General features: G+C 59.3%; 20 protein-coding genes and 5 pseudogenes. 11 read left to right on the forward strand and 14 right to left on the reverse strand.

The features are described from left to right. Positions 1 to 25: 25 nt before the first annotated feature. Positions 26 to 765: pseudogene (locus ROS217_RS21010) on the reverse strand (IS6 family transposase). 348 nt (positions 766 to 1113) lie between these two features. Here ROS217_RS21010 and ROS217_RS21015 point away from each other — a divergent pair. Further along, on the forward strand, positions 1114 to 1968 hold the full coding sequence (locus ROS217_RS21015) for a class I SAM-dependent methyltransferase (RefSeq protein WP_009819850.1): 855 nt from the start codon (positions 1114 to 1116) through the stop codon (positions 1966 to 1968). A 48-nt stretch (positions 1969 to 2016) separates the two neighbouring features. On the opposite strand, the gene ROS217_RS23750 is transcribed toward ROS217_RS21015, so the two are convergent. From ROS217_RS23750 to ROS217_RS21040, 4 genes are all read right to left on the reverse strand, one after another. After that, positions 2017 to 2975, reverse strand: a protein-coding gene (locus ROS217_RS23750; RefSeq protein ID WP_085978805.1) for an IS630 family transposase whose coding sequence is annotated in 2 segments (ribosomal slippage) — positions 2017 to 2624 and positions 2624 to 2975 — 960 coding nt in all. Because the reading frame shifts where the segments join, the coding sequence is not laid out codon by codon here. Positions 2976 to 3167: 192 nt separating this feature from the next. After that, positions 3168 to 4835 (reverse strand): hypothetical protein, encoded by a 1668-nt coding sequence (locus ROS217_RS21030; RefSeq protein ID WP_009819853.1) that lies wholly within the window; start codon positions 4833 to 4835, stop codon positions 3168 to 3170. A gap of 69 nt (positions 4836 to 4904) precedes the next feature. Beyond that, the gene (locus tag ROS217_RS21035; RefSeq protein ID WP_040651982.1) at positions 4905 to 6395 is read right to left on the reverse strand and encodes a pyridoxal phosphate-dependent decarboxylase family protein; all 1491 of its coding nucleotides are present in this window, start codon (positions 6393 to 6395) and stop codon (positions 4905 to 4907) included. 25 nt (positions 6396 to 6420) lie between these two features. Next, complete coding sequence (locus tag ROS217_RS21040) at positions 6421 to 7500, reverse strand: PLP-dependent cysteine synthase family protein (protein ID WP_009819855.1); 1080 nt, start codon at positions 7498 to 7500, stop codon at positions 6421 to 6423. 137 nt (positions 7501 to 7637) lie between these two features. Between ROS217_RS21040 and ROS217_RS21045 the strand changes: the two genes are divergently transcribed. Next, a complete protein-coding gene (locus ROS217_RS21045; protein ID WP_009819856.1) occupies positions 7638 to 9185 on the forward strand; it encodes a winged helix-turn-helix domain-containing protein in 1548 nt (515 codons plus the stop codon). A gap of 173 nt (positions 9186 to 9358) precedes the next feature. Here ROS217_RS21045 and ROS217_RS21050 read toward each other — a convergent pair whose 3' ends face one another. Beyond that, positions 9359 to 10282: a LysR substrate-binding domain-containing protein gene (locus ROS217_RS21050; RefSeq protein WP_009819857.1), complete on the reverse strand. Its 924-nt coding sequence runs from the start codon at positions 10280 to 10282 to the stop codon at positions 9359 to 9361. A gap of 140 nt (positions 10283 to 10422) precedes the next feature. Here ROS217_RS21050 and ROS217_RS21055 point away from each other — a divergent pair, with 140 nt between their 5' ends. Next, positions 10423 to 10707: a DUF4242 domain-containing protein gene (locus ROS217_RS21055; RefSeq protein ID WP_009819858.1), complete on the forward strand. Its 285-nt coding sequence runs from the start codon at positions 10423 to 10425 to the stop codon at positions 10705 to 10707. Positions 10708 to 10787: 80 nt separating this feature from the next. Here ROS217_RS21055 and ROS217_RS21060 read toward each other — a convergent pair whose 3' ends face one another. Beyond that, on the reverse strand, positions 10788 to 11009 hold the full coding sequence (locus ROS217_RS21060) for a hypothetical protein (RefSeq protein ID WP_009819859.1): 222 nt from the start codon (positions 11007 to 11009) through the stop codon (positions 10788 to 10790). 332 nt (positions 11010 to 11341) lie between these two features. Here ROS217_RS21060 and scpB point away from each other — a divergent pair, with 332 nt between their 5' ends. Both scpB and ROS217_RS21070 read left to right on the forward strand, forming a co-directional pair. Beyond that, positions 11342 to 11848 (forward strand): SMC-Scp complex subunit ScpB, encoded by a 507-nt coding sequence (gene scpB, locus ROS217_RS21065; RefSeq protein ID WP_009819860.1) that lies wholly within the window; start codon positions 11342 to 11344, stop codon positions 11846 to 11848. Between the two features lie 297 nt (positions 11849 to 12145). After that, positions 12146 to 13183, forward strand: coding sequence for a TRAP transporter substrate-binding protein (locus ROS217_RS21070; protein ID WP_009819862.1), 1038 nt, complete (start codon positions 12146 to 12148; stop codon positions 13181 to 13183). A gap of 5 nt (positions 13184 to 13188) precedes the next feature. Here ROS217_RS21070 and ROS217_RS21075 read toward each other — a convergent pair whose 3' ends face one another. Beyond that, positions 13189 to 14430 (reverse strand): winged helix-turn-helix domain-containing protein, encoded by a 1242-nt coding sequence (locus tag ROS217_RS21075; RefSeq protein ID WP_050766479.1) that lies wholly within the window; start codon positions 14428 to 14430, stop codon positions 13189 to 13191. A 134-nt stretch (positions 14431 to 14564) separates the two neighbouring features. Between ROS217_RS21075 and ROS217_RS21080 the strand changes: the two genes are divergently transcribed. After that, positions 14565 to 15068 (forward strand): DUF6647 family protein, encoded by a 504-nt coding sequence (locus tag ROS217_RS21080; RefSeq protein WP_009819864.1) that lies wholly within the window; start codon positions 14565 to 14567, stop codon positions 15066 to 15068. 441 nt (positions 15069 to 15509) lie between these two features. After that, a complete protein-coding gene (locus tag ROS217_RS23270; RefSeq protein WP_198134938.1) occupies positions 15510 to 16583 on the forward strand; it encodes a Hint domain-containing protein in 1074 nt (357 codons plus the stop codon). A gap of 361 nt (positions 16584 to 16944) precedes the next feature. On the opposite strand, the gene ROS217_RS21090 is transcribed toward ROS217_RS23270, so the two are convergent. Beyond that, entirely contained in the window at positions 16945 to 17469 is a 525-nt protein-coding gene (locus ROS217_RS21090) for a DUF6647 family protein (protein WP_254656504.1), read from the reverse strand. Positions 17470 to 17581: 112 nt separating this feature from the next. Between ROS217_RS21090 and ROS217_RS21095 the strand changes: the two genes are divergently transcribed. Continuing rightward, the gene (locus ROS217_RS21095; protein ID WP_009819867.1) at positions 17582 to 18493 is read left to right on the forward strand and encodes a LysR substrate-binding domain-containing protein; all 912 of its coding nucleotides are present in this window, start codon (positions 17582 to 17584) and stop codon (positions 18491 to 18493) included. Between the two features lie 510 nt (positions 18494 to 19003). Here ROS217_RS21095 and ROS217_RS23755 read toward each other — a convergent pair. From ROS217_RS23755 to ROS217_RS24210, 3 genes and pseudogenes are all read right to left on the reverse strand, one after another. After that, positions 19004 to 19814 (reverse strand): annotated as a pseudogene (locus ROS217_RS23755) (IS91 family transposase); the annotation flags it as partial. 26 nt (positions 19815 to 19840) lie between these two features. Then, positions 19841 to 20125: pseudogene (locus ROS217_RS24205) on the reverse strand (transposase); the annotation flags it as partial. 71 nt (positions 20126 to 20196) lie between these two features. Next, entirely contained in the window at positions 20197 to 20397 is a 201-nt protein-coding gene (locus tag ROS217_RS24210) for a hypothetical protein (protein ID WP_009819870.1), read from the reverse strand. 111 nt (positions 20398 to 20508) lie between these two features. Between ROS217_RS24210 and ROS217_RS21115 the strand changes: the two genes are divergently transcribed. The 3 genes and pseudogenes from ROS217_RS21115 to ROS217_RS21125 all read left to right on the forward strand — a co-directional run. Then, positions 20509 to 20760, forward strand: a complete 252-nt coding sequence (locus tag ROS217_RS21115) for a type II toxin-antitoxin system Phd/YefM family antitoxin (protein ID WP_040652080.1) — start codon at positions 20509 to 20511, stop codon at positions 20758 to 20760. Beyond that, on the forward strand, positions 20757 to 21023 hold the full coding sequence (locus tag ROS217_RS21120) for a Txe/YoeB family addiction module toxin (RefSeq protein ID WP_009819872.1): 267 nt from the start codon (positions 20757 to 20759) through the stop codon (positions 21021 to 21023). The genes ROS217_RS21115 and ROS217_RS21120 overlap by 4 nt, the downstream gene beginning before the upstream one ends. A gap of 261 nt (positions 21024 to 21284) precedes the next feature. Next, positions 21285 to 21467: pseudogene (locus ROS217_RS21125) on the forward strand (IS6 family transposase); the annotation flags it as partial. A 51-nt stretch (positions 21468 to 21518) separates the two neighbouring features. On the opposite strand, the gene ROS217_RS21130 reads toward ROS217_RS21125, so the two are convergent. Both ROS217_RS21130 and ROS217_RS23760 read right to left on the reverse strand, forming a co-directional pair. Then, positions 21519 to 22220 carry an IS6 family transposase gene (locus tag ROS217_RS21130; RefSeq protein WP_009819874.1) on the reverse strand — a complete coding sequence of 234 codons (702 nt, stop codon included), beginning with the start codon at positions 22218 to 22220 and terminating at the stop codon, positions 21519 to 21521. A 62-nt stretch (positions 22221 to 22282) separates the two neighbouring features. Beyond that, a pseudogene (locus ROS217_RS23760) lies at positions 22283 to 22516 on the reverse strand (IS6 family transposase); the annotation flags it as partial. Positions 22517 to 22623 lie beyond the last annotated feature (107 nt).

The raw sequence follows: 22623 nt of genomic DNA on the forward strand, positions 1-22623 counted from the left end.
AGCGTGCAGGACCCAAAATCAGCCCTTAGCGTACTATTCTGCCCCCTCCGGCATCAGACCCCAAGGGGGTTGTTCCATTTGCTGCAAACTGATCCTTTCGGATCATGTGAGCGACTTCGATACCTGCGATGGTTGCGGCGGCGGAATGAATAGCTTTGAAGCCCGTAATCGGAGCGGTGATCCGCTTTATGAAACGGTGGTCTTGTTCCAGAATGTTGTTGAGATACTTGACCTGCCGGATCGTGACAAGACGGCCCATCCCGGTAAATTTCAGGATCACGTTCACTGCCATCAGGCCGGCCAGATTGGCACCACTTTTGTCGATGGCCACTCGATCCGGTACGCCATTTGCGGCAATGGCCTGCTTGAAAACCTGCCGGCTGCAGCCAGATTACGGCGCTCAGACAGCATGAAATCAAGGGTTTGGCCATCTCGGTCTACGGCGCGATAGAGATAGGTCCACTTGCCCCGGACTTTGATGGAAGTTTCATCCATCCTCCAAGAATTTGCCGTAGCCCGCTTCCGGGCTTGAGCATTAGCGGCGATTAACGGTGAGAATTTTACCACCCATCGGTTTAAGGTCGCGTGATCAACGGTGACGCCTCGCTCAGCCATGATCTCCTCAAGATCTCGGTAGGACACAGCGTAGCGGACGTAGAAAAAAACAGCAAACACGATCACCGGTTTGGGATAGTGTACGCCTTTGAAATCAATTGTCATTCCGCTCAACCCGCGCACTTGTTTCTCTCGACTAATCAGTACCATCAGCTGACGGTCTGGATACTCAAAAGTTTGCGACAGAGCCCGCTCTTGGCTCACTGCAGCGGCATCAAGTCGGTCTCGGCCGAACCTGTCGGCAAACTGGATTACGCCGAGATAGGTGCGATATCCCCGTTCAGGGTGTCAGCGGTCGCGCACCACGTCCTCGGACACTACCCCCGGAATACCCAGCCTCCATAGTGCAGGCCTCCATCGGACCTTGTCCCGAAGGCACCTACCGGCTCGCTCCGCAACATATAGCAACGCAACACCAACGGATCTGTGGTAGACTACTCATCAGCGTCAGGGCGAACCTCCCGGATTGGCTGGAAGGTTCTTTCACGGAGGTCTGCATTGACTGATGAACCCAACGCAGCGCAGCGGCAGTTCTGGAACTCTGACTTTGGTGACAAGTGGGTGACGTTCCAGACAGACCTCGAAACTCTGCACGCGCCGATGAATACGCCCCTTCTCGCGCGAGCTGCGATCAGGCCAGGGATGCAGGTGCTCGATGTCGGCTGCGGCAGTGGATCGGTTGCGCGCAGAGCGGCTGTTTTGGCAGGTGGCGGTGGCGGCGTGACCGCCGTGGACATTTCTGAAAAGTTGCTCGACTCGGCACGGGCCACCGCAGTTTCTGAGCAGAGCGCCCATGTCGAGTACTTGCTTGCGGACGCACAGACACATCCTTTTATGCCCGCCTCATTTGACAGAATTGTATCGCGGATGGGGGTGATGTTCTTTGGCAATCCTGTTGCGGCCTTTGAGAACCTGCTTCACGCAGCACGGCCCGGCGCCCAACTTTCGGCTGTTGTCTGGCGACGAGGGGACGAGAATCCATGGTTTGGCATACCGACCGGGGCCGCGATCCGGCACCTGGGACCAATCGCCTCAGATCCGGATGCGCCGGGGCCCTTGGCATTCGCGAACGCAGACCGAACCGTGGCTCTCCTCACGTCAGCGGGCTGGGTCGACGTGCGCGCCGATCCGATGCAAGTGATCCTCGAAACGCGCGGCACTGCGGCCGAAGCGGCATCCAGCGTCGGCTCGCTGGGACCTGCGGCCCGCATCATGAAAGCCAAAGGGGCCACTGCGGCGCAAGCGTCTGCAATCGTTGCCGATATTGATGCGGGCTTCAGACGTTTCGAGACGGATCTTGGCTTGCGGGTGCCCGTAACGATGACGTTGCTTTCGGCGATGGCACCCGCCTGAGCAGTGATGCGGGACTTGCCCGTATTCAAGCGGTCTAAAGCATTTTTTTTAATCTGAGGCATATCCTGCAGTCCTTATGAAGTTCCAGCATTCCTGTGGCTCGAAGAGGTCGCAGATGTCGCCAAGAGCTTCAAACAGGGCGTCAAAAGTTCTGGCCCCGATCCGTCGCAAGTGGGCTTTGAGCTTGGAGAAGGCCATCTCGATGGGATTGAGGTCGGGGCTGTATGGCGGCAGGAACAGGAACCAGCATCCTTGTCGTTGCAGAGCTTCGGCGGCGCGCGGGCTCTTGTGGGTGGACAGGTTGTCAAGGATGACGACGGTGCCCGGATCGAGCGCCGGGGCGAGCTGCGTTTCGATATAAGTGTCAAATGCCGGGCCGTTCATGGCCCCGGTGATGACCCAAGGCGCGATCAGCGCGTTTTGCGTCAGCCCGGCGATGAACGTCTGCGTCCCCCATTTTCCGAAAGGTGCGGCACCGTAAAGCCGCTCACCAACCGGCGCACGTCCCCGCAGGCGGGTCAGGTTGGTTTTCACGGCTGTCTCGTCGATAAAGACCAGCCTGTGCGGTTCCTGACGCAGTCTCGGCTGACGGCGCGTGATCCACTCCCGACGTGCTTGGCGCAGCGCAGGCCGATCACGCTCAGTTGCGATCAGTCCTTTTTATATGACAACCCGGCGCGCTCCAGGGCGCGGTGCAGCGATGACAGGTGTACCTGAACCCCTTCGGTATCGGACAGCGCAGCGGCCAACTCCTTGAGCGTGATGTCCGGCTCCGCACGCACGATGTCGAGAAGAAAGTCGAGATGCGGGGCCAGCTTGCCGAACCGGCCCGGTGGCCTGCCTTGCCGTTTCGCAACGACAGTGCCCCGCGTCCGATGCTCTGCCACAAACCGCACCGCCGTCGCGGCACTGACACCAAAGACCCGTCCCGCAGCACGAGCCGAATGCCCCCGGGACACATACGCACAAATCCGTTCCCGAAGGTCCAAAGAGTAAGGCTTGCCCATGATCCACCTCCCGAAGCAAGTGAATCAGACAAAAGCCCGCTTGGGAATCCCCAACCGATTCAAATCAAACACAATGTGCTTTAAGTCAAGCAGAGCGCTTCAATTGGCGGCGTTGGCAGGCAATTGCCCCTTGCGGGGGACAGCATGCCTGCATCGGCGACTTTCTAGGTGGACCCTGTCAAAGGCTCTACCCTATTGATCGTCGCGGGATCGACGGTACGCGGCAGCTTTTTTGGACCTGCAGTAGCAAGACGACCGGATCGGGACCTCGGCCCTTGCCATGGCCTGGTCCAACTGGAGCCCGATATGCCGCCGTTCGACGGTTTCATCCCGTCTGCGCAGGCATTCGTCCAGGCCGTGCAGACTCCACACGTTGCGGGGATGCTGGCAGGGGCGCGGCAGGGTCTGGTCCAGACCCAAATCAGCCCGATACACCACCTCGGCCTCGGCATACTGCCCGGCATCCATAAGCAACGCACCCAGGGCGTGACGGGCGGGCTGCATCCAGCCCCAGGGTTCGTCATACAGCATCCCATCGTCCAACCGGACCGCCGCGCGAAGGTGCTCAAGGCCCGCTTCGGTTTGCCCCGACTTATAGGCCAGTTCGCCCAGCATCATCTGTTCGGCCACCAACAGGACGGCTGAACAGGGGTTGTTGAACATCATCCAGTCATCTGGCACGGCGCGCTGCGCGGTTGCAAAGGCGTCACGTTCAGCGCGGGCTTCGTCAAGACGGCCAAGATTGGCCAAGGCAACCGCTCTGGCATAGTGCAGCAATGCCATGGTGTTAAGGTAGAGCGCGGGGTCGGTCGGAAGCCGCTCGTCCAGAATCTCCTGCCAGCGACCAAAGCGGACCAGCACATGAAACTTCATACCGATGAACGCCTCAAAAAATTCTGGCATAAAGCGAACCACTTGCTCGGGGAGGGTTTCGCGCAGGGCGGCTGCCGCTGCCAGCGCGGTGGTCGGGCGGGCCAGAAACATTGCGCCGTAGATCACGAAATGCAAGTTGTGGATGCGATAGATCGTGTAGAAATTCTCACCCCCCGCATGGTGGAAATACTTTCTGTCAACGGCCACTGCGCGCACGTTGCGCCAGATGACATTTTGGTAATCGCCACACAGCACGTCGATATGGGTTGCCATATGCCCCAGATGGCCAGAATCCGGAACGAGATCTACCAGTCGATCCCCGTGGCGCAGCGCCTTTTCGGGTGTGGGCGACATTTCCATCAGGTGGATATACATGTGCAATAGGCCGGGATGGTCCCATGCTGCGGGATCGTAGGCAAAGGCCCGTTCCAGCGCGGCCTGTGCCTCCACCGTCGAGGCTCCTTCGGCAGGGCCGCGCGCCCGCAGGTCCCAGAGCTTCCATGGCGTGCGGTTCATTAGTGCCTCAGCAAAGAGCGCGGTCACGTCCAGATCGGTCGGAAAGGCGGCATGAATCTTGCGCATTTCGTCCGCAAAGGCGTCATGCCACGGACCATAATCTTCTATCGCAGGATCGGTTGGAAACCTGGCGGCAAGGGCCATCAGGATGGCATGCTCTGCAGGCGTCGCGCGGTCAGCAACGGCTGCTGCCTGCTTCAGCGAAAGGTGCGCCCGGTCCAGCGCCGCAACCTTTTCTTCGGGACTGAAGAACTCCCACAGCTTGTTATAATTAGGTCCGATGCAGTGGGCGATGCCCCAGTGTGCCATCAGGCAATCGACGTCAAACTGCAGAGCCTTTTCGAAGCAGATGATCGCCTCTTCGTGGTTGAACCCGTAAAGCCAGTTCAGCCCGCGGTCGAACCAAAGCTGCGCCTCGGGGTTGTCCGTTGTGACCTTGCGTGACCAGGTTCCCAGATCGAAGTAGCCCATGTTGGTCCTCCTGCTTCCAAGATGACTGTAAATTGCATTTGTGACCGACCTGCTCTTGAAAAGCCTCTGTCAACCAATTGCCGCCCGTTGGTTCGATGTTACCACCAGATTGCCGCCGATCAGCAAGGTTTCTCGCACCAGAAGGTCGAGATCCGTCCGCCGCGTGCGGTGATTGCAGATGGCTGCACGCAGACAGTGGTGACCGTGAATGGTCGTGTCGGATACTGCCGCGATGCCGGCTTCCTGCAGACACAACATGATCTCGATGTTCAGATCGCGCAGCGTGGCTTCGTCAAGTCCGCCCGGATTGTAGCGAAAACAAACGACGTCGGTCACAGTCGGTGCCATCAGTTCCAGCATCGGTTCAAGCGTGATCCGTTCTGTCAGATAGTGCGCCTGCGCAATGCCCTGATCGATGAGCCGCCCGAACTTTTCAACCCCGTGTTCCTTGAGCATCATCCAGATCTTCAGCGCTCGGAACCCGCGTGAAGTGTCCAGATTGTAGTCGTGCAGGAATTCTGCAGCCGCAATGCCGCGCGACATCTTTTGCAGATATTCGGCATCTTCGGCAAAGGTCAACCTGTGCTGTCGGCGGTCACGTACCAGGGCACATCCTACATCGAAGGGAGCCTGAAGCCCCTTGTGCAGATCTAGTGCCAGCGAGTCTGCCCGTTCGATCCCTGCGACCAGATGGCGGTTGTCCGGTGCGATGGAGATCAAAGCACCAATGCAGCCATCGACGTGCATCCACAGCCCCTCTGCGGCACAAAGATCAGCGATGGCGGACAGATCGTCGATAGACCCAGTGTTGGTGGTCCCCGCCGTTGCAATTACACAGGCTGGCTTGATGCCCTGACCACGATCGGTTCTGATCTCTTCTTTCAGTGCATCAATGCCCATGCGGAACTGGTCACCCGAAAGCACCTTGCGCAATGAACCCTTGCCCAACCCTAGCAGGTTCATCGCCTTGAAATGACAGCTGTGAACCTGATCCGAGGCATAGAACCGCAAGGGCTGCGCCATGGCGTCCACCCCGTATTGCCGCAGATCGACTCCGGCCATGGCATTGCGCGCCGCCATCAGCCCGATGATGTTGGCCATGGATCCGCCTGTGACCAAAGTGCCGCTGGCCGTTTCGGGAAAGCCCATCATGTCCCTGATCCAGTCCGTCACCTGCAGGTCGATCTGGCTGGCCGCCATGTTCCCGCCGCCGAGGTTCGACCCGTCGATGGCCGCCAGAAAATCGCCCAAAGCGCCGGTGAAATTTCCGGCCCCCATATACCACATCCAGAACCGTGGATGGGTGTTGCCCATCGGATGCGGCATCAGACTGGCGGTGATGTCAGAATAAACGTCTTCAAGAGGCTGCGGTCCCTGTGGCAGCGGTTCGGCAAAACCGGCCTGCACCGAGGCAGGCATCGCTTGCCAAAGCGGCCGTTCGCGAACCCCGTCCAGATGGTCTATGGCGTCATCGACCATCCGGTGAGCTAGCGCCCGCGTGGTAGCCCAATCGGTGGGATCAAGCGTCTCTTCGGCGAAGTTGGTTTCCTGAGTAGTCATGTCTAGCTCCTTCCCTATGGCGGCTTCAGCCCATCTGATTTCCGGGCGTCGATTGCGACAGCGCCACCTCTTCCGCGTCCATGTCTTCGGGAATGTCGGCAAAAAGTGGTGTCGTCAGATAGCGTTCGCCGGTGTCGGGCAGCATCGCCAGGATCACCGAGCCCGGCTCCGCTCGCTCGGCAACCTTCATCGCGATGGCAAAGGTAGCGCCGCCCGAAATACCGGTTAGAATTCCCTCGCGCTGCGCCAGTTTCTTCGCCCAAGCCACACCGTCGGCCCCTTTAACCGGGATCAGTTCATCATAGCCGCTGCTGTCGAGACATTCCTGCAAGACGTTGGGGATGAAATCCGGCGTCCAGCCCTGAATGGGATGCGGCTCAAAACTGGGATGACTGGCGGTCGGCGCGCCACCGACGCCGCGCTCCTGCGCCATTCCACTGCCAATCAGTTGCGCGTTGGCAGGTTCGGTCAGGATGATCCGCGTTTCGGGACGCTCGCGGCGCAAGACGCGAGAAAGACCAGTCACCGTACCGCCGGTGCCATAACCGGTCACCACATAGTCCAACCGGTCCCCGGCAAAGTCGCCGATAAGCTCGCGCGCGGTGGTCGCCTCGTGGATGTCGGCATTCGCGGCGGTTTCGAACTGGCGGGCCAGAAACCAACCGTGCTTTTCCGCCAGTTCTGCGGCTTTCATGTACATGCCGGTGCCTTTCTGCGCGCGCGGCGTCAGCACGACCTTTGCCCCCAGCATTCGCATCAGCTGACGCCGCTCGACCGAAAAGCTATCGGCCATGGTTACTACCAGAGGATAGCCTTTCTGCGCGCAAACCATAGCCAAACCGATTCCGGTGTTTCCGCTTGTGGCCTCGATGACGGTCTGGCCAGGCTTTAGCGCCCCCGTCCGTTCTGCCGCCTCGATGATGTTCAGCGCAAGTCGGTCCTTGATCGAGGCTGCCGGATTGAACGCCTCAACCTTGACGTAAAGCCGCACACCCTGCGGGCCGAGGTTGTTGATACGCACCACAGGCGTGTCACCTACGGTTTCAAGAATGCTGTCATAAAGCATCCCACGCCCTTTGGTCGTCCGAATTGTCATGGCGTCCATATCCCAGGCCCTTTCACTTCGGTGTGCGCGGCCCAATGCCCCGCTCTCTCATCAAGGTTACGCTCTTGGTCAGGGCATGCTTGACCGGTTCCTGAAGAATTCGTGTAGAAACGCATGATTCTGCGGTATTCTGACGCATGACATGGATTTTTGGCGCCTTCCGGCTTGATTCCGAACGGTTCGAATTGTCGCGCGGGTCCGAGTCCGTGCGCCTCGAACCGCAGGTGCTTGCCCTGCTGGTCCATCTGGTGCGCAACCGCGACCGCATGGTGACCAAGGACGAAATCGTGGCAGAGGTCTGGCAGGGACGGGCAGTTTCGGATGCCAGCATTTCCAGCCGCATCCGTTCGGCGCGCCGCGCAGTTGACGATAATGGCGAAGGCCAGACGATCATCCGCACCGTTCACGGCCGGGGATTCCGTTTCGTGGCAGAGGTTGTGGAAACACAACCCGCGCAACCCGCGGCACGGGAGATCGCCCAACCGAAGGGTCCGCTAGCCGGTAGGCCGTCGATTGCTATCCTTCCGTTTCGCGCGCTCGCCCTAGCCCCCGAACTTGCCATTCTGGCCGAGGCGATCCCGTGTGAGATCATCCAGGCGCTATCGTGCATGCGCTGGCTGGCGGTGATCGCGCGCGGCTCGTCTTTCCGGTTCCGTGACCCCGAGCCGAACCTTGATCTTGTCGCCACTGCCTTGGGCGCACGCTATGTCCTGACCGGCATCATAGAGGCCCACAATCGCAGCCTTGCCGTGACGCTTGAACTCTCGGACAGCAGCAAGAACGAAGTTATCTGGGGGGATCGTCTGGTAGCGCAGATCGACAACATCGACGATCTGCGTTTTCAGATCGTCACGCATCTTGTCACAGCGCTTGAGGTCTACATTCCGCTGAATGAAGCGCGGGTTGCACAGATGGCCGGGATCGAGACACTGGATGCTTGGGCGAACTACCATCTTGGTCTGCAACATCTGTATCGGTTTACGGGTGAGGACAACCTGCGAGCAAAGGGCTGCTTTGAGCGGGCCGTAACGCTGGAACCGCAATTTGCTCGTGCTCATGCCGGGCTGTCATTCACCAGTTTTCTTGAGGCATTTCTGCAGTTAGGCCCAGATGTACAAGCGGCTACACGGGCTGCTCGATGCCATGCCGAACGTGGGCTGGAGCTGGACTCACTGGATCCGTTCACGAATTTCACCATGGGGCGTTCCTACTGGTTGACCAATGAGCTGGATTCGGCCGCAGGGTGGCTTGACCGGGCCACCACGCTGAACCCGAACTATGCGCAGGGCTTCTATTCCTCAGCCTTGACCTCGATGCTGGCAGGTGATGCTGCGGCGACCGGGGCCGGGTTGGACATCGCCCTTCAACTCAGTCCGCTTGATCCGCTGCTGTACGGGTTTCACGGGGTCCGGGCGCAGATGCTGATGCAGACCGGCGACTACCTCGGCGCCGCCCGCTTGGGCGACAAGGCCGCAAGCACGCCCGGCGCTCATTACCTGATTGCGATGATAGCGGTTGCTGCCAATGGTCTGGCCGGGCGCCACGATCAGGCTGCCCGCTGGCGGCAAGAGGTGCGTCGGCGCAAGGCAGATGCGACGGCCGCACACTATCTTGCCGCCTTCCCCACGCAGGATACGGCCTCCAGATCTCTGATCGTCGCCGAACTGCGCCGCCACGGGTTCTGAAAGCTTCCGACAGGTGTATCAGTGCCCACAGGCAAGAAGAGGAAACCGGAGTTGGTCCGCTGCGGTTCTTGATCAGGCCATTTTGTAAGGCCCACTCGAACACGGCAGAATGCGCAAACCAGTGTAATGGGACTATCCGAGGCAGGGTCAGTGGGGCTTGATCCACGGACGATTCAGCTCTCTTCCGTAGCGCGAAGAATACTATGGCGGGTCAACCTTGCCTCACCACGCAGCCAGTCGATGAATCGCTGCAACTGCGGGCGCAGGGCACCATGTGCGGTCACCGTCAGAACATAGGGCAAAGGTGCTGCAAGGCTCTGCTGCGCCGCATAGGGCAGGACGATGCGCCCCTGTGCCAGGTCGTCCTCCACCAGCGAAAGACCGCAGATCAGAAAGCCTACATTCTGGCGAACTGCCTCCAGCGCCAACCGGGCGTGGCGGTAGTGCACTCCGCGCGCGGGACCATCGCGACGATTGCCGAACTTTTCCACCCATTGCGGCCAGCCAGGCCGCCGCAGGTCGTCGCGCTGTGCCTCAAGATGCAAGAAGGGCATCCCCTCCAGCGGCATCTGCGAGTCCCAATCCGCCATCCTTCGCAGATTGTCAGGACCAGTCACCGGCAACAGACGGTCGCGGAACAACTCCTCACCGCGACCGGGATCGGTGTATTCGATCCGGCAATCTGGCGCTCCAAGGCGTAGCGGAACGTCCCCAGCCCCGTTGATGCAGAAAAGAATATTCGGGTTTTCCGCTCGGAATGCGGCCAACCGCGGCAGCAGCCAGAGTTCTGACCAATCCGGGTCTGCCACGATATGGATCTCTGAGACCCGTTGGAAATCAAGGTTTTCTGTCACCCGGTCCAGGGCCGCGAAAGCGACCTTCAGATCGGCCAGAGCGTGCTGCAGGTCGGCAGTCGGGGACAGCCCTGACCGGCCCCGCAACAGCAAATCCCTGCCCAGATACTCCTCCAGCGCGCGGACGCGCTGGCCCACCGCAGCAGGCGTAATGCCCAGACGGTCGGCTGCGCCGGTCAGTGAACCGACCCGGATTGCCATTTCCAAGGCTTGAAGGGATTTCAGATGCGAGGCGGCGGTCATTGATAAAGTTTATCTTTACCCCGATAAATTCACAAGGCTGCTGCTAAAGCCTGCCTTCATCATACTAAAGAACATTTGGTTATGAGTTCCCGCGGCGCAGGCCTAACCTGTCGCCACGGCATCCCAAGGAGGACACCAACATGGCCATTCTCAAACGTTTCATGATCGAACGCGACATCCCCGGCATCGGGAATTTTTCAGTGACCGAACTCTGCGGCGCCGCGCGAGCCTCCAATCAGGCGCTCAGCAACATCGGGTCTGCAATCCAGTGGCAGCACAGTTATGTGGCTGGCAACAAGACCTTTTGTGTCTATCTTGCGGATGGCGAGGACTCGATCCGCAAACATGCCGAACTGAGCGGCATCCCGATTTCGCGGATCACTGAAGTGCCACAAATCATTGACCCGCTGACCGCCAACAACTGAGACGCTCGGCAGGCGGGGCGACCCGCCTGCCGGTCCGACAATGTGACCAAACTCACATTCAGAGAAGCGAGGCTGCGAGATCAGTCCGGCAACCCTGCCGACCTGAGTGCGGCGATGACTTTGCCGCGGAAGGCAGGATCAACGAATGGCAGGGCATTGAGGAAATGCGACGTCCGCGCATCGGGACGATGGTCGCGCAAAACAGCCATCCAGTGGGCGGCGCGGGACCTGTGCCCCGCCAACTCACAGGCGATCACGGCACCCATGACCACGATGAAGTGGGCGTTGTTGGTTTGTGTCATTGTTCCCTAATTGATCAGAATCTTGCCTGAAATTTTCGTTTGTTTTCAGTCACGAGTTGTACCTTTATTTCTCATACTGTACCCCTGTTTCCAATATTGCACCCTTAACTGCCATACCGTTCGACCTGTGGATAACATCGACTGGCCGTTGAAAAAGGCGGACCTAGTTGGCCTCGGTTTGTGGGCAGATCGTCTATAGCTGCCGCCCGTCTTAGGCTGTGGAATTATTGCTATTAAGGGTACAGCAAATGCAAAAACGGGCCTGAATCCGTAGAATCCGGTTTATTAGGGTACAGTGGCACCTGCCGCCGGAACTACGCTGGCGGGAATGGATGCGCCGGATCGAAGCGGTGCTCTTTGCCTCGGCCTTGCCCGTGTCGCGCGAGGATTTGGCGCGGGTTGTGGGGCAGGGGGCCTCGGTCGATCTTCTGGTGGAAGACCTCGTCGCGGATCTGGACGGCCGGGCGTTCGAGATCGCCCAAGTGGCGGGTGGCTGGATGTTTCGGACCCGACCCGCCTACGCGCCCGCGATCCGCGCTGCGGCGGATGTCGGCGACCAGCTGCTCGACCTGAGCGAATTCGACGTCGCAGTGTTGGCCGCTGTCGCCTATCACCAACCGATGACCCGCGACGGGCTCAAGGATATCTTCGGCAAAGAGATCAGCCGCGACCTGATCGGGCGGCTGCATGCGCGCAGCCTGATCGGGACAGGGCCACGGTTCCCTCGACGTGGTGCGCCCTACACCTTCGTGACCACGGAGCAGTTTCTCGTCGCCGTAGATCTGGAAAACGTGCGCGAACTTCCGGACCGGGAACAGTTGGAGGATGCGGCGTTGTAGGCGAGCCGCAACAAGTAAGCATCGGATGACGAAGTACCGATGTCGGTAGACCTTAAAGCTTTGCAAAGGAGTCGTTTTTTGACCCTTAGTTCCGGTCTTGCCGATCTTCGCTGCCGATGTTGCATGTGATGTCAGACGCTGTCTTTAGGAGCTATCGTTCCACTTGTCATGCAACAGTCCCAATCAGCCATAGTGAGACTCAGATCCGAAAGTTAATACCCAGCTTTCTCTTCTTCATGCTATTGTCAGACGACAGTGAGGTCTTCTTTGCCATCGAAGCAATTTAAGGACATCTTGATGCCGTCGTTCCGGATTACACTTCTGGCCACGTTAATCCTTGCAGGCTCACTTTCGGCAAAAACGGCAACGGGTCAGGAAAAAACGCTGAACTGGCGAATGAATAGTCTGCTTCACCCGAAGCTATTCGGTGAATCCGGCACTTATTTCGCGGAGAAGGTCAAGCAGTTGTCTGGCGGAAGCCTCGTCATTGAAGTGCATGATCGGATGGTGCTCGATCAGAACACGTTCGGCGCCCTCGAGTCCGGTCTCGTTGATGCGGTTTGGGGGACTGCTGGGCATCACCATCGCGAGGACCCTGCGCTAACAATCTTTGGCGGTTTCCCTTTCGGCCCCGATCCAGCGGGATTCACCGCATGGATGAAGGAAGGCGGCGGCGCGGCAGCGCTGGATGCAATTTATGCCCGTCACGGTCTCAAGAGCCTGTATTGCGGCTCCCTGCCTGCCGAAGGCGGTGGGTGGTTCACAACGCCGATGGCTGGGCCCGACGATCTCAACGGGCTGGCTATGCGGAGCTTCGGCTACGGTGCGCGCGTCTTGCGTAAGTTGGGCGCAATTGCTTACGAACTGCCAGCAGGGGAAATCCGTCCGGCGTTCGAGGCAGGTCTTATCTTCGCGGCCGAGTTCTCGCTACCCTCAATCGATTCAGAGCTAGGGATCGCTGATGTAACAGGGCACCTTTACTTTCCCGGATGGCAGCAGCCTGCTACCCCGCTTGAGATTCTCATGGTCGAGCGCTCTTGGGCTGCGCTCTCGGATCGGCACAGGACAGCTATCACTGCGGCGTGCAATGAGACGATTGCGTGGACAGCCTCTGTTGCAGTCATGGAGCAGATCAATGCATTGGCGCGGTTCCGCGCTGCGGGCGTTGAGCTGCATTCATGGCCAAAGGCTACCCTTGTCGCGCTACGTCAAGCCTGGGAGGAGGTGATTGCCGAAGACACGTCGCGCGATCACCTTCTTGCTATTGCATGGCAGGAGTATCTTGGGTTTCAAGAGGGCTACAGCGACTGGCAAAAGCGCGCCTATGTCGACTGACAGATTCAGTCTGGAACCCCGGCCATCCTGAGCCCGTCCAAAACAACATTAAGACCCGCTGTGTCAGCAAAGCCGGTCAGGGAATGGCTGATGTCCGCTAAATCCTGTATAGGCCGGCCCCTCTGCGCAATGCGAACGACCATGGTCGCGTCTTCGACGCGCCCCGCATGAGCCAGACTTGCCGCCAGCAGCCAGCCCGGCCACCATCGCGCGCTGACAAAGGTTCCCGCACCATGCAGCGGTCCGAATTCCTCAACCGCACGCGAAGGTTCGCCGACAAGCAGATAGCTTAGTCCCGCAATCTCTCGGTACCAATCGGGCTCTGTCAGGTCGCCCTGTCGCGCCTGCTCGATGGTGTGAACCGCTTCTTTGGCGCGACCAGTCAGCACAAGAACTCGCGCCAATACGGCCAGGTTGTCGGCGTCCTTGGGGTCCAATGCCACCGCCGCCCGCGCATTTGCAAGTGCATCCACCGGTGAGCGCATCTCTGGAAACGGGGCCAAAAGGCGCATTTCCGCGAGCAATCGGTGCGAACGAGCGCTGCCGCCGATGGCAATGGCACGCCCCACTATATCAACCGCTTGCTTCATTTCGCGCCTTCCGCCGCCCCAAGCCACATGTCGGACCTCAAGCCAATACGTCAGACCAAGGTTCGCCCATGCGTCCGCATTACCTGGGTTCTCCCTAAGTACCGCCTCCAGTAGCACGCGCGCCTCGTCATTGTTCTCGCGTTTGCGCCAGTCGCGCGCGTCAAGCAATGCTTCGGCCCGCCCCTCGGCCGGTATCGACACGTCTTCCGTGAGGGCCGTAGTTACCTCTACGGGCTTAGGCGCCAGCGACCAGAGTCCGGTAGAAACCACGAGGATGGCTGCGACCCGGCCTCCGGCCAGAAATTGCCAAGGTCTGCCCCGCATCTTAAGCGGACAGTCGGGGATTGCATCCTCGTCCAGCAGTACATAGCCGCGCCGCGGCACAGTGCGCAGCAAACCTGCACCCTCTGCCCCAAGCGCCCGTCGGACGTCGCTGACACATTGCGCGAGAGAATCGTCTGACACGAAGACATTCGGCCACACTTCGCGAACCAGATCATCCTTGCTGACCAGCTTGCCGCGTCGGTCCAGCAAGACCTCAAGCAGGCGGTATGACTTCGGGCGCAGGAACCGCTCGTCTCCCCGAGAGTCCTCCAAGCACCCGCGCGCCCGGTTTAGGACGAACCCTCCAAAGCGAATGGTCGTTGACGTGTTCATGTGGAGGCTCCAGAGCGCTCAATTATGAATTATAGCACAATTTCAGGGTTCTTTCAGCGCAGTTTCATGACTCACGTCCTTTTTTGCAGGAGCTGTGGCCCTAGTCAGTCCACGGCCATATATGGAGGACCACCATGAAAATTCTATGCAAAGGCCCCGCCGTCCTCGCTCTGTGCGTCGCCGTTGCAGGGTCAGCAACTGTCGCCTCGCCGCGCGATGCACCGTCCGTGCTTGACACTTTGATGCTGTGGCTTGCCACCAATTTCGATCTCGCGGTCTCGACGAAACCACCCGTCCTTATTACCGTGCCTGACGCTGAATTGGTCGAGATGCGTTACGGTGTTGAAACAGTCTTACGCCCTGGTGACGTTGTCGCCCTCTATGACCACCCTGCCCGCACGATCTACCTTTCCGATAGCTGGACTGGTAACACCCCTGCCGATCTTTCCGTCCTCGTGCATGAAATGGTGCACCACCTCCAGGCGGTCGGCGATATGCGCTTTGCCTGCCCGGCTGAACGCGAAGTTGTTGCCTACCGCGCCCAAGAGGCGTGGCTCGGCCTCTTCGGCGAGAGCCTGGAAACCTCATTCGGCATAAGCGCAGCCACTATTTTGGTCGGAACCGTGTGTACCCATTGATTGATCTGAGGAAGTCGACCAGACTTTTGAAGTCATTGAAGAACCGAAGGCCGACGGCTTGCCGTACTTCTGGTCGAACAGAGCGCGGCACTCGCGCTCGATGGTGCCGATCTTGCAGCGGTGCTGACCAATGGCGCGGTTGCGGCAGCGGGCAAGCCCGATTCCTTGCAAATGATACGGTCTACGAGACGCATACCTGATGGATTGAGCGATGGATATACTCTTGCAGCAGCTGATCAGTTCTCTCAGCCACGGGGGCATCAACCCTATCTAAAGTTCTGCGCGATGTATTGAATGGCCGCTTCGTTGCTGCAAGTCCGCGACTCCTAGAGACTTTGCCCCATGTTCACCTGAATTTAACGTCTTATTGCCCTGATTTCACCGAATATTGTGGTCAATATGTTGCGAAGGCAGAGCAATGATCCAGAACGGGCAAGCACCATGACAACCCTAAGCTTCTACGCGCGCGGCGATGGTTCGAGCGCAAACAACGCGGCGCTGAATGTCGAAAATACGTCACAGCAGCCTACCACGCTCATCACGTTCGATAGCGGACTCACGGGTGATGTTGTGCTTGAGGCAAATGGCGGGGGCATCGATCCTGACACCACTGTGATCATCAACGGCACGTCCTACAATTTCATTGTGGAACAGACGGGCACGTTGCCCTTTGATAATGGCAAGGTACCGAACCCTTTGGAAGGAAGACAGATCACTGTGATTTCTGTCATCATAAACGGCAGTAACGAACGGTTTTTCTTTGTCACCGATGGCTCGGGCACGATGGCCCTGATGAACCAGTTCGGAAATGGTGCGATTGCATTGACCACTGTGGACACATCGCCGACAGAGGTGTTCATCTGCTACGCCGAGGGCACTGATATCCTGACCCTGACAGGCCACAAGAAGGTTGAAAGCCTGCAGCCCGGCGACTACGTGATGACCTTGGACAATGGCTCGCAGGAAATTCTCTGGACACGCGTGAATGAACAACCGCTGGAAGAGGTCGAGCCAGATGCCAAACCAGTGCTGATCAAGGCAGGTTCACTTGGCCCCGGCCGTCCCGCGTATGACCTGATCGTGTCGCCACAGCACCGTATACTGGTCGGCGGACAGGGCCAGATCGACGGCCCATTCGCACACGAGATTTTTGTCCCCGCCAAGGCGCTGACTGGCCTGCCCGGCATTCGGTTCATGGCAGGCAAACGCACCATCACCTGGGTGCATTTCGCCTGTGCGCGCCACGAAGTTGTAATGGCCAACGGCTGCATGTCGGAATCGTTGCTGCTGGGGCCGATGGTGGTGCAGGGTCTAAACGCCATGGAAAAAGCGCAGTTAGCTACCCTGTTCGGAACAGACCATCCATCCGACGCCGCCCTGAACGGTCCAGCAGCGCGCGACTGCCTGACCCGGCGCGATGTGTGCGATTCCCTGCACGCTGTCCAGCGTGCGTTGACCCTCGCCCTGGCGGCCCGGCGCCGCAGGCCGGCGACACGCAGCAGCACCGCATTCTAGTCGTTAGTAGTGGCCAGTTTATGGACTATTTTGACGCCGAGGCTTTTGTTTCTCGAGCGCTGTGCTGCCGCAAGGCAGTTTGGAGCCCAAACTGACTTTGGCGCGCCCGCGAGCATTCGTCTACTCGGCGAAGAGCATCGTTTGCGAACGACCCGGTGTTGGAATTTGTGATCGCCTCAAGCGCTTTAAACGTGCGTCGCAAAGAGAACTCATGTGCAAGTTTAGTTTGGGATCAGATCATGGCGACCCGGAATGCGCGCGACTTTTGGAGCGGAAAACAATGGCCGAGACTGCTTGGCCCGAAATTCCCCATCCTTGCATTAGAGCGCGACGCAGGTCCTTCTCTGCGCCATCCGGCCGTTCATTCTGGATGGAAGTCCCGCGGAGTGCATCCGGCGTCGAGAACTACGGCCACCCAGTTCACATCAAGGGAATGGCCATGGTCCGAAAGCCACTGCTCTTGCAGCCGGTAGGCCGGCAACTCCTGTGCGGCCGGGCAATACCAGTGATGCGGCGCCTGCCGGTGATGAGTGAGTTCGTGCAGCAAGACGGCAACATCCACTGCCTTGCGCGGGTCCCAGGGGCGCACCAACAGGATCTCGGAGCGGTCCGGGTCATAGAGACCCCGAAGACTACCATGCTGAAAACTTCCCGTTGCGCCCTGCCTTGCCGCCGCCTGCCACTTGTTAACGAGGCGAACGCGTGGGACTATATCGCGCCGCGGCCAGGGGGACTGCTCATCGAGCCATGCATCGAGCGAGTAGACGAGTGTGGTCATGCTGTCCGCGTGTAGCAACCAGGTAACCGACGAACCCGGTTCATTCTCGGCGCGCGGCTGCGTCGGGCAAAGGGCTATCAGGGCCGTGGCGAAAATGGAGCGGAGCATCATTCCCTCCTTTGCTTGATTTTGAGAATCTGTAGTCTCATGCTACCCTGTGTGTGTTACGAGACCGAACGATCACTTTTCAGCCACGCGTTAGCTCAGTTCAGGCAGAGAGATGGGACGCAAGCTTCCTCCCTTCGCAGCCGTCCGCGCCTTCGAGGCCACCGCACGGCATATGTCGGTCAAGGCCGCCGCGGTCGAGTTGTGCCTGACGCCCTCGGCCGTCAGCCACCAGATAAAGGCTCTGGAGGGTTTCCTCGACACGCAGCTTTTCGAGCGTTGGGGCAACCGTATCGCGTTCACCCTCACGGGCGAGGCCTATGCCGGAAAGCTCACCAACCTGCTGGACGCGCTCATAGAAGAGACAGAGGCCGTGCGTGCGGCGCCACAACCCGTGCGCGTTCTCTCGACGCCGGGCTTTGCGGCGCGCTGGCTGGTGCCTCGCCTGCCCAAGCTTGAATTTGCCAGTGACATCCGGCTACGGGTCTCGAACGGCGCGCCGTCGCTCGACTTCGCGACCAACGACGCGGACGTCGTGATCCAGTGGTCTGACCGCCCGACGCCCGGCTTGCGCGTCGCGCCGCTAATGGCCTCGTCCCGGTATCCGGTCATCTCTCCGGCATTGCGGGAGCGTGAGGACGTGCAGCACCCACAGGATCTGCTGCGCCTCACGCTCTTCTACGACCAGACGGACGATGCCTGGCACGAATGGTTTGCCGCAGCGGGCCTTGCAGGCGCTGACCTGCCGCCCGGGCCAACGTACCCAAATTGCGAGCTTGCGACGACCATGGTCGAGCAGCATCAGGGCGTGTCACTTGCCTACGATGCCATGGTCCGCCGCACAATCGTTTCAGGGCGTTTACAGCGACTCTTCGACGTGACAACGTCTCCTATGGCGATCTACGCGATCGCCTGTCCCGAAGCACGCGCGGATGACGCGAGGATCGCCGCATTTCGAAACTGGTTGCGCGCGGAAGCCGCGGCAGAGGGGGTCATGCCTGAGCAGCTGCACTCAGCCGCCGAGTGACTGCGCCAGAAGCGGTCCCCCTACAAGCGCAACCTCGACCGAGCAGTCGCAGCAAGAGGCAGGAAAGTCCCGCACTGCGGTCATCTACCCCGTGAAAATGCCGTGCAGTGCACGAACGGCCAGTTTGGTGAAGCCGCACTGCAGCGCAGACCTCTGCCTCCAACGGCGGCTCTGGTGAAGGTGTTCTGGTGCGGGTCGCAGCGGAACGCTGCGCATTGTTGCGACCACGACCCTCCTTGGAAAACCTCCCAAGGAGTAAGCCGCGGGGGTCTTGGATCGACCTATGGGGAAAGTGTGCAGACGTTGGGGCACCGCCTGTATCAGTGGCACGGCTGACGGTGTGCGTGGTGCCTGAGACGGGCGCGAACGAGTTCGATGCTCCAAACATGGCTGATTGTTCTGAAGTGACTGCTGCCGTGCGTTGCGCCGAAGGCACATGGGCACAGCCTGTCGTCACCGGGTCTGCGGGGCGCAGCCGCTGGTGTTGTCTGGCATCTGACAGGCGGTGTGTCATGCGGCCTGCTCCTGTGGCGGCGCGCGCGACATTGGTTTTTGCCCGCGGCGGAAGATCTCGATGACGCGCATGGGGCCACCGCAACAGGGGCATGGTTCGCGCAGGGTGAATGGGATGATGTCGGCTTCGGGTTCCGACGCGGTGACCCTTGCCCGGGCACTGGACGCAGAGCAAGGCGCAGATCTTTGTGATGTTGGCCCTGCGGGTCGCGCTTGCCAGCAGACCATCGTGCCGGATGCGGTGGAAGCCGTCAGGCAGGACTTGGATCAGGAAGCGGCGAATAAACTCCGGCGTGGCCAGCCGCATCACCTTTTGCCGGTCGCCAGATTTGATGCGGTAATCCTTCCAGCGGAAAGCGACGGTCTGGGCATCGGCGCTGACCAAGCGCGCATTCGAGATCGCGGCCCGGTGGGTGTATCGGCTCAGGTAAGCCAGCACCGCCTCCGGGCCGCCGTACGGTGGCTTGGCGTAGACTACCCATTCGGATTTGCAGAATGGGGCGAGCCAGGTAGCGAACGCCTTTGCTTCTGACAAACTGGCGAGATCGCCGAAGAAGGTGAGCTGGCCTGCGCGGTGCAAATCCATCAGCCCTTCCAGAAACAAGCGTCGGAACAGCCGCGACAGCACCCGCACATGCAGGAAGAACCCCGGGCGGCAGGCGACCCACCTGGTGCCGCCTGGCGACAGGCCGCCGCCGGGGACGATCATGTGGACATGCGGATGATAGGTCAGCGCGGATCCCCAAGTATGAAGGACACTGGTCATGCCCACCTGTGCGCCCATGCTCTTGGGGTCGGCCGCGATGGTCGTTGCCTTCTTGAAGCGTTTTTCTTTTAATCTGAGGCATATCCTGCAGCCTTTATGAAGTTCCAGCATTCCTGTGGCTCGAAGAGGTCGCAGATGTCGCCAAGAGCTTCAAACAGGGCGTCAAAAGTTCTGGCCCCGATCCGTCGCAAGTGGGCTTTGAGCTTGGAGAAGGCCATCTCGATGGGATTGAGGTCGGGGCTGTATGGCGGCAGGAACAGGAACCAGCATCCTTGTCGTTGCAGAGCTTCGGCGGCGCGCGGGCTCTTGTGGGTGGACAGGTTGTCAAGGATGACGACGGTGCCCGGATCGAGCACCGCCTCGCGCTGGCTTGATTGAAGGGAAGGTCTTTTGGTGCTGTTCGACTGACTGCAAAGAAGGCATTTCAGGCGCCCGGCCAACTGCCTTTTTCTGCCAGGAGGCCAAGGGCGGCGTAGGGATTTGGCGCTTTCAACAAAGAGCTGCCAAGCTTGGCCCGTTCGTCGCGAGTTGGGGGGCCAAGCTTGCTCATGGGTGTCTGCCAGACCAGTTCGTAAAGTTCCTCGCGAGAAATTCCCTCTGCGGGGCGGGTAACAATGTCATCCATGTGAGCCCTTTCTCTCTCGTAAATTCTCCATGAAATTGACTGCCGCCTTCGTACCCGCCCTTTACTTGTACTTAATATTGTACATATATGGAGAAGCAAAGGAGAGTCGATATGGATGTTATGACCTACTCAGACGCACGAGCTCAACTGAAGGGCGTCATGGATCGAGCGATCCACGACAAGCAAGAAGTTATCGTGACGCGCAAGAAAGGTGAGTCTGTCGTGGTGGTATCCTTGGAGACCTGGAACGCCGTCAACGAGACGCTGCACCTCTTGTCCACACCGAAAAACGCATCCCGCTTGCGCGCGTCGATCGCGCAACTCGATGCTGGAACTGGCGAAGAGCGTGAGCTGACCGAGTGAAGCTGGTTTTTTCCGATCATGCCTGGGAAGACTATCAGTACTGGGTCAGCACCAACGACAAGGTACGTGCCCGGATCAACGAGCTGATCAAGCAATGCAAGCGGACCCCCTTCAAAGGAACCGGCAAGCCGGAGCCTTTGAAGGGGGATCTGACCGGCTGGTGGTCACGGCGGATTTCTCAGGAAGATCGCATGGTTTACCGGGTCAGCGGGACTGGCGACAGCCAAAGCCTAGAGATTGCACAACTGCGGTTTCATTACTGAATTTCCTGTGTGTTGCTCCATTGAGAGGGCTGTGAACAGAGCGGGGGCGTAGCCATAGCTCGATAGCTTCTCTCCAGATTTGCTTTCGTGCCGTTCGCGTATGCGCATGCATAGAAGGTCAACCAACGGCGCTTCGAATAAGGAAATAATCTCATCACTTGGCGTAAACGAAGGGGCTGTGTCGCAACCTATTTCGCTTCCAGCTGGACAGGCGATATTGCAGAGCACGGTCGGAAGAAACGATTGCGCGGGTTGGACAGAATGGCGATAGATTTCAAAGGCGTGCACGACCCTAAGGCCGTGGTCCTGTACGCGGTATTTTTCTATGTTCGCTATGCGGTGTCGTATCGCGACCTTGAAGAGATTATGGCGGACCGTGGTGTCGTCGTTGACCATGCGACGCTTAACCGCTGGGTGGTGAAATTCTCGCCACTGATTGCGGCGGTGTTGTCACATTAACTCAACCAGTCTTCAGGTTGGCGTGCCGATCTCACATCAAGCGACATTGGCCGCGATTTTCCATGCCTCGAGTGCTTCGAGCCGGTGGTAGCGGATGGTGATGGCGGAGCGGCGGCGGGCTGGCACGGAGAAGCAATTGCGGGTGGCGGACTGTATAGACACGAAGCGTTGTAGTGCGCCCGGCGATCGAAAGCCCTGCATCAGCCGCTCGCGTTTTCGAAAGGGCAGATGGTTGTTCTCGGCTCGGTTATTGAGTCCTTTGTGGGACCAATGATCCAGGCCAGGTGCGACCTCGCGCTTGGCGGCACCGTAGGATCGTAATTTGTCCGTAATGATCCGTTTGGGCACGAAGCCCCAGCGTTTCATCAGTTTGACCAGAAGCCGCTTTGCCGCGCGCTTGTCCCGCTTGGGCTGTAGGATCTCCTCAAGGACGACGCCGTGTTGATCAACGGCTCGCCAAAGCCAGAAGGACCGGCCCGCGATCTTCACAACGACTTCATCCAGGTGCCAGACATGGCCGGGGCGCGGTTGTCGTCGCCGAAGAGTACGGGCAATCAGCGGGCCAAACTTTACCGTCCAGCGCCGGATTGTCTCGTACGAAACGTCGATGCCGCGCTCCAACATCAACTCTTCGACTTCACGAAGGCTCAGGTTGAACCGGGCGTAGAGCCAGACGACATGAGCGATGATCTGGGGTGGAAACCGGTGGCGCTTGTAGCGGATGTCTTGATTTCGCATCGCCACCAACTACGCTGACAACCCTCGGCCAGCAATGTGCAGGGCGTTAACGTGACAACACCCCATCGACTGGATTTCATGCCGTGGATGCGGCGTTTGCGGATCTCGGCAGCGAACATGGGGCCGAACCTGTGCCACCAGAACCGGACCGCCTCATGGCTGACGTCGATGCCGCGCTCGTGCAGCAAATCCTCGACGTTGCGAAGCGATAGTGGGAACCGGACATGCAGCATCACCGCCAGGCGGATGATTTCGCGGCTCGTCTTAAAATAACGAAACGGATCTGGTTTGGTCATCTCGAGACGCTATAATTCCGTCCTGCCCGTCTCAAGAGCTTTTGCTCTGACAGTACCCGAGACACGCATAGCGCCTCCGAACAAGGCTGTGATTGCACTGGCTGGAG

This window comes from Roseovarius sp. 217, from assembly GCF_000152845.1.
GTDB lineage: Bacteria > Pseudomonadota > Alphaproteobacteria > Rhodobacterales > Rhodobacteraceae > Roseovarius.